This is a genomic window from Paenibacillus zanthoxyli JH29, from assembly GCF_000520715.1.
Taxonomy (GTDB): Bacteria; Bacillota; Bacilli; order Paenibacillales; family Paenibacillaceae; genus Paenibacillus_AQ; species Paenibacillus_AQ zanthoxyli.
This window is the reverse complement of the sequence record NZ_ASSD01000365.1, coordinates 1-10,150: the sequence shown is the minus strand read 5'-3', so window position 1 is coordinate 10,150 and position 10,150 is coordinate 1. Positions and strand designations below refer to the sequence as shown.

General features: G+C 55.2%; 9 protein-coding genes. 5 read left to right on the top strand and 4 right to left on the bottom strand.

Features of this window, described 5'->3' with window-relative positions; all coding sequences use genetic code 11:
• The 5 genes from L691_RS0113490 to L691_RS0113470 all read left to right on the top strand — a co-directional run.
• Positions 1–659: ATP-binding cassette domain-containing protein (locus L691_RS0113490; RefSeq protein WP_025691038.1), on the top strand; the 659-nt coding region annotated here is incomplete at its 5' end.
• Entirely contained in the window at positions 652–1,443 is a 792-nt protein-coding gene (locus L691_RS0113485; RefSeq protein ID WP_025691037.1) for an energy-coupling factor transporter transmembrane component T family protein, read from the top strand. The genes L691_RS0113490 and L691_RS0113485, both read left to right, overlap by 8 nt.
• Positions 1,444–1,485: 42 nt before the next feature.
• A complete protein-coding gene (locus L691_RS0113480) occupies positions 1,486–3,417 on the top strand; it encodes a peptidase U32 family protein (protein ID WP_025691036.1) in 1,932 nt (643 codons plus the stop codon).
• A gap of 49 nt (positions 3,418–3,466) precedes the next feature.
• Positions 3,467–4,732, top strand: a complete 1,266-nt coding sequence (locus tag L691_RS0113475) for an aspartate aminotransferase family protein (protein WP_036736972.1) — start codon at positions 3,467–3,469, stop codon at positions 4,730–4,732.
• A 40-nt stretch (positions 4,733–4,772) separates the two neighbouring features.
• Positions 4,773–5,657, top strand: coding sequence for a UbiA-like polyprenyltransferase (locus tag L691_RS0113470; protein ID WP_025691034.1), 885 nt, complete (start codon positions 4,773–4,775; stop codon positions 5,655–5,657).
• Between the two features lie 102 nt (positions 5,658–5,759).
• Here the strand turns inward: L691_RS0113470 and L691_RS0113465 are convergent, their stop codons facing one another.
• The 4 genes from L691_RS0113465 to L691_RS32825 all read right to left on the bottom strand — a co-directional run.
• Entirely contained in the window at positions 5,760–6,740 is a 981-nt protein-coding gene (locus L691_RS0113465; RefSeq protein ID WP_025691033.1) for a polyprenyl synthetase family protein, read from the bottom strand.
• Between the two features lie 21 nt (positions 6,741–6,761).
• Positions 6,762–7,208 (bottom strand): hypothetical protein, encoded by a 447-nt coding sequence (locus L691_RS0113460; protein WP_025691032.1) that lies wholly within the window; start codon positions 7,206–7,208, stop codon positions 6,762–6,764.
• A 230-nt stretch (positions 7,209–7,438) separates the two neighbouring features.
• Positions 7,439–9,322 (bottom strand): FAD-dependent oxidoreductase, encoded by a 1,884-nt coding sequence (locus L691_RS0113455; protein WP_025691031.1) that lies wholly within the window; start codon positions 9,320–9,322, stop codon positions 7,439–7,441.
• A 46-nt stretch (positions 9,323–9,368) separates the two neighbouring features.
• Positions 9,369–10,150 (bottom strand): hypothetical protein (locus L691_RS32825; RefSeq protein WP_025691030.1); only part of this gene is annotated, 782 nt, incomplete at its 5' end.

Genomic DNA, 10,150 nt, shown 5'->3' with positions numbered 1-10,150 from the left:
TGCTGCCGCTGCGGCGGCGGGTCGGGCTCGTCTTCCAATTCCCGGAGCAGCAGATGTTCGCGGAGACGGTGGAGAAGGATCTGTGCTTCGGTCCGCTCAATTTCGGCATGAGCCAAGGCGAGGCGCTAGAGCGAGCGCGGCGGGCGATGCTGGATATGGGGCTGGACCTCTCGCTTCTTGGACGCAATCCGTTCCGCCTCAGCGGAGGACAGATGCGCAAAGCGGCCATCGCTTCGGTGCTGGCCGCTGACCCGGAGATTGTCGTGCTGGACGAGCCGACAGCGTCACTGGACCCGGTCAGCCGCAAGGAACTGATCGGACTGCTTACGCGTCTGTGCCGGGAGCGGAGGCGCACCATCATTGTCGTCACGCACCGGATGGACGAGCTTCTGCCTTATGCCGACCGCTGGGTCATTCTTAGCCAGGGCCGCGCCGTCTTCGAGGGTGGTGTGAAGGAGCTGGCAGCAGACCCTTCCGTGCTCACGCGCTGCGGTCTGGCGGTGCCGGACTCGCTGCGCTACTGGCGGGCGGTTGCGGACCGGCTTGGCCTGGATGACGAAGCTCCAAGGCTGACAGCGGAGGGGCTGGCGGAGCTGATTGTCTCCAGAAGCGGGAACAGCGCCGCCCGCGCTGGAGAAGAGGGGTCCGGCCATGAATGAGCGTTTGCTGCTCGGCAGAAGCATTGAGACCGGCTCCTGGGTACATAAGCTGGACCCGCGTTCCAAGCTCATTGGGATGCTGCTTTACGTCGTCGCCATTTTGATGTCCCGGTCTTGGCCGGCCATGGCGCTGCTTGCTCTGTTCTCGGTAACGGTGGCGGCTTCAACCCGGATTCCGCTGAAATATTATTTGAAGGCGACCAAGCCGCTGCGGTATTTAATGCTGTTTATTTTTATCGTTCAGCTGCTGTCGGTCAAGGAAGGGGAGGTATGGCTGACGCTTGGTTCTTACTCCCTGCACGAGGAGGGGCTCAGGCTCGGTGCGTTCGCGGTCATCCGCACATTCCTGCTGGTCGCCTTTACCGCTCTGCTGACGTTCACGACCACTCCGGCCCGTCTGAACCAGGGGATGGAGGGGATTTTGTCGCCGCTCAGATTCACCGGACTATCTCCGGGCCGCTTTACGCTGATGGTCAGTCTCGCTCTGCGGTTCATACCGACCATTCTGGACGAGGCGCAGATTATTCTGAAGGCTCAGGCCTCGCGGGGGGCTGATCTGAGCGAGCTGCCGCTGAAAGAGAAGGGGCGGATGCTGGTGACGCTGCTCGTGCCCGTCATTGCCGGGGCGTTCCGGCGCGCCCAGGATCTGGTCTATTCCATGGAAGCGCGCGGCTTCCAAATGGATGCCCCCCGTTCGCGGTATCGCAGACTGAGGTGGGGCTGGGCCGATACTTTTTTTATCGCCATGTTCGTTATGCTGGGCTTTGCCGCAGCCATCCTGTAAATGGTCAGGTCATCAGGGGAGTCACTTAAGGGGGAAACACGCATGACGCGTTATTTTAATGGAAAAGAAATTGAATTGCTGGCGCCCGCCGGCACCTTCGAGATTTTTAAAGAGGTTGTGCAGTCCCGCTGCGATGCGGTCTATTTCGGCGGACCCGTGCTCAATATGCGAATGATGCGCAAGGGCTACAATTTATCCCATGAAGAGATTACGGAGGCGCTGTCTATAGCCCATAGTCTTAGCAAAAAAGTCTACATTACCGTCAACAACCTGTTCAGCGAGCAGGAGACTGGGGAAGCCCGTGAATATCTCGCTTTTCTGGACGGCGTTCGTCCGGATGCGCTGATCGTGCAGGATATGGCGGTGCTGGAGCTGATTCGGGAGATGGGGCTTACCCTGCCTATCCATGCCTCGGTCATGATGAATGTGCATAATTTGGAGATGATCTACGCGCTGCGTGATCTTGGCGTAAGCCGCGTCGTCACTTCGCGGGAGATGGACCTGCAGACGGCGAAGCTGCTGGGCGCAAGGAGCGGAATGGAACTGGAGTATTTTGTCCATGGCGACATGTGCTCGGTTCACGGGGCGAACTGCTATTATAGCTCTCATGTATTCGGGATGAGCAGCAACCGGGGCAAATGCATGAAGCCGTGCCGGTGGAATTACCGGATTAAAAAGGACGGCTATGTCTTCCCGGCGGATTACCCGCTCGCGGTCAAGGATATGTTCATGTACGAGAATTTGCCGGAGCTGATCGAATCGGGAATTACCTCTTTCAAAATCGAAGGCCGCATGCGCGACAAAGATTTTATGGTCATGCTCGTCAACAGCTACGGCGAGGCGATCGACCGGTATATCGAAGACCCGATAGGGTTCGACCGGACGGTTGATTCGAAGCTGCTGTACCAGAACCGCAAGCGCGATTTCTCTACCGCCTACGCGTTCGGCAAGCCGGGCCTGCGGAATATTAACCGGCGCTATGAAGGTACAGGCAAGTTCTACAGTACCGGTAAGGTGTTCAGCACGCCGACGGCGGAGCGTGAGCTGTCCGAAGACCGTGTAATGCAGCTGAAGGGACGGCTGGCGCAGGAGGCGCGGCCTAAGCAGGCTCGGGTGAGTCCGGAGCTTGCGGTGCGCATCAACAACATGGCGCAGGCCAAGGCCGCGTTGGACGCCAAGGTGGGGCATCTGTACCTGTCCGGCGACGTCTACGAGCCCGACCGTCCATTTACCAAGCGCGACATTATGGAACTGGGAGCTGTTAAAGGAGAAACGAAGCTCTATCTGGGACTGCCGCGGATGATGACGGAGCTGCATTTTGACCAATACGACCAACTGCTGATCCATGGAGAACGCCTGCCGATTGACGGCCTGCTCGTAACGAATCTTGGCGCGATCCGCCGCTATAATACTTCCGGATACCCTCTGATCGGGGACGCCAGCCTCAATATCTACAACACTCTGGCCGCCGGGCTGTATGCAGGGCTTGGACTCAAGCGGATTCCCGTATCGCCGGAGATGACGCTGGAGCATTTTGCAGCCTTTGCTTCACGCTGTCCGCTGCCGCTGGAAATGGTGGTGCACGGCACGCCCGCGCTAATGTATATGGAGCATGATTTATATGAGAACGCCGAAGTGATGGAGCCGATCGGGGAGGAAGACAACCGCTATGTCGGCAATGATGTGCTTGTTCTGATGACCGACAAAGGAGAGAATCCGGTGTACCGGGATCAGCATGGACGCTGTCATCTGGTGTTCTCCAAAGAGCTGTGCTATCTGCCGATGCTGGATGAGCTGAATGCGGCGGGCATCTCCACTTTCCGTATTGAGGGATCGACTTATACGCCGGAACAGCTGAATGAAATCATTACGGCGTATCAGCAGGCACTGAGGGGGATTTCGCAGCAGGGTCTGACTTCCGGCATGCAGCCCGTCTATGCGGGATATACACTGGGGTCGCTGCAATTTGATTGAATTTTAAATATCGACTAGAAAAGAGGGACCGGCTGTGAACGAGAACAACATGATTGGAAGAGAGGCCGTCACGGCCAAGCGTAAGCAGTATTTCTACCCTTGTACACAGCATTTTTACCGCAATTCACCACAGCTTGTCCACGGGTCGATGCAGCATGTCTATGACGAGAACGGCAAGGAATATACTGATTTCTTCGCCGGGGTGTCGGTGGTAGCTTGCGGCCATTGCAACCCGGCGATTACGGAGCGGACGATTCATCAGCTGCAGCAGCTGCAGCATACGACGACCGTATATCTGACTCAGCCGAACGTCGATCTGGCGGAGCGGCTGGCGGAGGTGCTTCCCGGTGACTTAAGACGCACCTTCTTCGTGAACAGCGGCTCGGAGGCGAACGAGGGGGCGATGCTGCTGGCAAGGCTCCATACCGGACGCAAAGGATTTATTGCGCTGGAGAGCGGGCTGCATGGGCGGACCAATCTGACGATGAGCGTAACGGGGCTGCCTATGTGGCGGACCGATAAATATCTGGACGAGGATGTAGCCTTTATCCGGCGTCCCTACGATCCGGATTTGACGCCGGAACAGGCGGCGGAGCGTTCATTGGAGGACCTGAAAAAGGTGCTGGAGGAGAAGGGAGGATCGATTGCCGCCATGATCGCCGAGCCGATTCAGGGTAATGGCGGGATGATTATGCCGGAGCTCTCGTACTTCCGTTCGGTGAAGTCGCTGCTGGAGCAGTACGGCGTCCTGCTGATTGCGGACGAAATCCAGACCGGCTTCGGACGCACGGGCAAGATGTTCGCTATGGAGCATTTCGGCGTCGTTCCGGACATGATCACAATGGCTAAGGCGCTCGGCAATGGCGTTCCGGTGGCCGCTTTTGCGGCAGGGGACGAAATTGCAAGTTCGCTCAATACACCGTCCGCTTCCACCTTCGGCGGGAATCCGGTGTCGGCGGCCACGGCGCTTGCCGTGCTGGATTATATCAAGTCGGAGCGGCTTCCCGAGAGGGCGCAGCAGTTGGGCGCAAGACTGAAGGAAGGGCTTCAGGATCTTCAGAGACGCTATCCGGAGCGAATCGCCGATGTAAGGGGAACGGGGCTTATGCTGGGCATGGAGCTGCGCGGCGGCAATGCGGCGGACGCTGCGGCCTTAACGGATGATGTGTTGGAGGAAATGAAGGACCGGGGATATCTGATCGGGAAAAACGGAGTGGGCCGCAATGTCCTGGCCTTTCAACCCCCGCTTGTTATTGTAGAGCAAGATATCGACGGTATGCTGGGGGCGCTGGCCCATATTCTCGCAGGTGCGTAGCATAAGGCGAGGCGACAAGAGAAGAATGGGGAAGTAAAAAATGGTCATCATTAACGCCTGCAAAATCGCGGCGCATAAGCTTAAAATGTTCAGCGAGCTGGTCATGTTCTCGCACACGCTGTTCTCGCTGCCCTTTGCCATAATATCCATGGTGTGGGCGGCTGGCGGCTGGCCTTCGGGCCGCATTATGCTGTGGGGGCTGATCGCTCTTATCGGCGCGCGTAACGGTGCCAATGCTTTCAACCGGCTCGTTGACCGGACCTTTGACGGCCAGAATCCGCGGACGGCTCACCGGCATCTTCCGCAGCAGCTGCTGGCCGAGAAGGAGGTTGCCGTATTTATCGTCGTCAACTATATGATTTTCATTGCCGCTTCGGGCATGCTGAATCTGCTGTGCCTGATCCTTTCGCCGGTGGCGATCGTGCTGATCTCATCTTACTCCTATACGAAACGATTCACCTATCTCAGCCATCTGTACCTTGGATTCGTTATCGCTTCGGCTCCGATTGGCGCATGGTTTGCGGTAACCGGACAAATCGCGTTTACGCCCTTTGTCATCGGCACGGTCGTCATGCTGTGGATCGCCGGCTTCGACATTATATACGGCACCCAGGATATCGAATTCGACCGCCGCATCGGGCTGTGGTCCATTCCCAGCTATTTCGGGCTGGAGAACGCGCTGCGCATTGCGGCGGCGCTGCATTTTATTATGATTATGCTGCTGTTGTTTCTATACCAGTGGCGCGGACTCGGCTGGACATATCTTGCCGGCATCGGCATAGCGACGCTGCTTCTGATGACAGAGCACAAGATCATCAAGCCTTCGAACCGGCAGCTGATGAAGATGGCCTCTTATAATCTGAATCAGGTGATTAGTACGGTTATTTTGGCTTGTACTCTGATTGATTATTTCTATATAAGCTAGAGGATTGGAACTGCATATAACGGCCAAACGGCCGCTCTCTCCTAATGAATCGGAGAGGGCGGCCGTTTGGCATTAAACTGGTTACTATGAGGTTAGGCTTGTTCAGCGGTCTCTTCCCGCAAAATATGCAATCAGCGTTTCTAGATCGGCATAGGCCGAGTAAGAGGACAATTGCTTCGCAATATCGGCCGCCTGGTCCAAGTAACGGCGGCTCGTTTCTTCCGTGCGGGCGAGTGCATCGCTGCCGGAGATTGCCGCCAGAGCGGCCTCGACATCAGCTTCGGAGGAATGGGGGCCGATGCGGCGGATATGGGCCGCGAGCCTGGGGTCCTGCAGCGCGTAGATTACGGGCAGGGTAACCTGACCGCTGCGGAGATCGCTGCCAGCAGGCTTCCCAAGGGTCTCTGACGATTGGGTGAAGTCCAGCAGATCGTCTTGAATCTGAAAGGCGATGCCGAGCGCCTCGCCGAATGCGTACAGAGCCCCGGCCGTCTCTTCCGTGCTCTCGGCCGACAGCGCTCCCACACGAAGGCAGGTCGCCATCAGCAGAGCCGTCTTGTTGAGCGATTTCTCCAGATATTCCTCCATGGTGATATCGTAATCGTAGGCGTGCTCCATCTGCTGATATTCCCCGATGCACAGCTGGGCGGTGGCGACAGCCGACAGATCATGCACGTAACGGTTTTTATTCTTTGCCAGCTTGCTTAGCAGCTCGATCACCCGTGCCGACATGTAATTGCCGATATGGACGGCGGAAAGGACCCCCGTCTTGGTATGCAGGGCGGGACTGCCCCGCCGCAGCTTGGCGTCGTCGATGATATCGTCATGAACGAGCGAGGCGGCATGAATGAACTCGGCCGCTGCGGCGAGCTGAAGCGTACGGCGACGGGTTCTCTTACGGCCGAACCGGCTTCCGACAATCACCATAAGCGGGCGAAGCCTTTTGCCGCCGGAGGCGATAAGCTCCAGGACGCTTGTCGCCAGCGGTGAGCCTGCGGGGACATCCTTGTCGCCCGTTAAGAGATGTTCAATTTCACGGTTAACTTCTGCAATGTCGATATTCAAGGCTTCGTGAAGCTTCATGTTGGTGCGATCCCACCTGTTCTAACACTTTTTCCGATTTGCCGTGTTCTTTGATTCAGCATTCAGGAACTGTCCGATTTCGGCTGTGAGGTTCAGCTCGGCATAGTCCCCGTTTGACCTTCTGATCTGCTGCTGCTTAATAAAAGGAGCCAGATGGACGACGAGATCCAGTTCACGATACTTTATGGCGAATTGAAGGTAAAAGCTGTATAAATAATCTCCATCCAGCACGCTGCGGATCAAGCCCTGATGATTTGCAGTGCATTCCATATGATACCGGGCTGCCTGGGTAAGGATGATATAAATACCCATCAGATGCAGTTTGCGGCTGTATTCCAGATTGAAGCCTTCCATTACCGGGAGAAGATCTTCGCCTTCCCCGGGCGAGAGAGTAAGCTGAATTCCGGCGATGGGCGACAATTCTGCCTGGAGCAGCCGGATGGTATCCCCAATGAGTTGCCTGTTCACGGGATTCTCTCCTTCTTATTGGTTTTGCCCAAGCGGTCAACGTCCGAATCCTCCTGCAAAACCACTCTTAAATAAGGAGAGTAATGTGCCTAAAGGACACATTACTCCATAAAAGTTTGGTTATTAAGCTTGTATGATTACACAGAAAACACATAAATCACTTATATAATGTTTGTAATGAATCGCTATTTTATGATACCGGGCAGATAAAACTAATGGATTCAGTGCGTTCAGTCAGTATACAGATACCAGCGCCTTACGAACGGAACCTTCTTCCACTGCTTCTTAAGCCAAGGCAGAACATAGTAATCGAGACCGAAGACGCTGCCGGAACCGCCGATGCAGGCGATCGCCGCCGCCACATACCACAGCATTTCCGTGGACGCCATCTTGGTTGTCCAGATCATGACGGCCATACCGATTGTCCCAATTGATGCAATGGCTGTGAACAGGCCGACGATGAGCATGATACCAAAGATGATTTCGGCGCATACCATACCGAGCTGGAACCACTTAGCAAGGAACGTATAGTTGCCGTCCGGTTGATAGAACAAGAGATCCATGAACCAGTTCGAAATATTGTAGATGAACTTTGGAACTGGAAGGGCGGACACCGCTTCTTTGGCCGTATCAACCGCCGATGCCGCCGATTGCGCGTCGACCGTTTCCTTGACGTTGCTTACCGCTTCGCTGGCCGCCGATGTTGCATCCTTAAGATAAGGGGCCGCCGGGATCAGGAAGATCTTGCTCCAGCCTTGATCGATAATTTTCTGCAGCTTATCAATGCCTTCATACACCCACATGCCGCCGAGCAGCATGCGGAGCGGAACGAGCCAGAAGTTAGGAGAACGCTTGGAGAAATATCCGCCGACGAAGCTTCTGCGGTTCTCCACGTGGAAGAACTCGTGCATCATGTAAGTCCATACTTTGTTGAAGCCGACGACACCGGACAAATAGTAGATATTGATCATATGCTTAGCGAACATGGCCAAAAATCCGGAGAGCATGAACATTTTATTCGGGAGGCCGACATTGGCTACGCCGTAGCGGCTTCCGATCGATACCATCGTACCGTGGAAAGCCGGTTTGTATCCTTTTTTCGCCGTTCCGTTAATATCGGCTACAATGTTGCCGGCAATCAGCGGAGCGGCAAGCTCGGCATTCTCAACCATCTGCGGAACCGGACGCTGCTCGCCTTCGACAATGTAGAAAATGTTGTCGCCGACAACATATACGTTCTTGTGGTCAACGCTTTCCAGATGTTCGTTGGTTACGATGCGCTTTCGACCTTGCTGCTCAACATCAAGTTTGCCCACAAGCTCAGAGCCTTCAACGCCCGCCGTCCAAACGATGGTATTCGCGGCCACGACATTCTTCTCGCCGAGAGCCACGCTGCCTTTGCCTACTTCGGTGATCTTAGCGCTGGTCACGATCTCCACATTCAGCTTGCGCAAATGCGCCTCGGCTTTGCGGATCAGCTTATCCGGCAGGATCGGCAGAATTTTCGGCGCCATATCGGCAACGATCAGCCGTACTTCTTTCGGATCGATAAAGAACTCTTGGCATAGCTCTTCGCGGTATTCCGCCATTTCACCAACCAGCTCAACGCCGGTAAAGCCGGCGCCGACAATAACAAAGGTCAGCATGGAACGGCGGACTTCCGGTTTCTTCTCTTTGGCCGCCTGCGTGAACATGTCGCGGATTTGGCGTTTCAGCGCAACGGCATCGTCATAGGACCAGAAAGAGAAGGTGTTCTCTTCAGCGCCGGGAATTCCGAAAAAGGTCGGCTTGCTGCCTGTGCCGATAACGAGATAATCATATTCATAGACCGCTTTTTCGGACGATAGCTTCTTGCCTTTGAAGTCAATATCGCTGATCTCGTCGAGGACAACATCCACCTTGAGACCGGCAAAAATTTTCTTCAGGTCGATCTTGATCGAATCCTCGGGAGCGCGGTTTGCAGAGACCTCATGCAGCTCAGTCAGCAGCGTATGGTAGGGGTTCCGGTCGATCAGTTTGATCTCTACATCTTTATTGTTCTTTAATTTCTTTGCGAGTTTTTTGGCTGTGAGTACGCCGCCGTAGCCACCGCCAAGAATCACGATTCTTTTCAAAAGAAATTCACCTCGTTCGTCTGATTAACTGTATGACAACCGCGAATTATTTCGCTCCTTCAAGTGCTTTTTCCGCCAGGGCCCAATACTCGCCAACGCTGATCGTCACGCCGGAAATGGCATCGGTCTTGCCTTCGGCATCGAATGCTGGAGCTGCGGTTTGGTTGGCCAGGTAATACTGCTGCGCTTCGATTGCTTCTTCATGCCATTCGGCTTGGGCTTTAGGATTCTTTTCCTTCATGCCGTACTTGCCGTCTTTGGAAAATTGCTGCTTGTCGTTGCCGTCTTTGTCGACGCCGCTGAATTTGGCAGCCACGATATTGCCGTTAGCGATGGACAAGTCAACCGTCGGAGCCCAGCCGGACTTGGCGTCCATTTCGCCTTGGGCATGGTATCCGCCGTCTTTGTAAGGTCCAGGCTGAGCCGGGCCTGCGGCCAGAGCGGCTTGAGCAGCTTGAACGAGGTCATTAACGTGTACGGATACGCCGGAAATGGCGTCGGTCTTGCCTTCAGCATCCAAGGTAATGGCGGCAGGGTCCTGCTTCTCGATCAGAAATGCTTCCGCCTTGGCGGCCTGTTCGTGCCATTCGGCTTGTGCGCCGCCTTTGGATACGAGACCGTATTTTCCGTCCTCGGAGACCTTTTTCTTCAGATCACCGGCGTTGTTGACGTTGAATCCGTTCCAGTCAGCTTTAGTAATTTTGCCGCCTTCTACAGTCAGGATTGCGTAAGTTTGCCAGCCGGTTTTTTCATCGGCAGGAATAGTGCCGTAGTAAACACCGTCCTGGTATTTGGCTGCATCTGTCGACGGAGCCGCGCTGCTTGCAG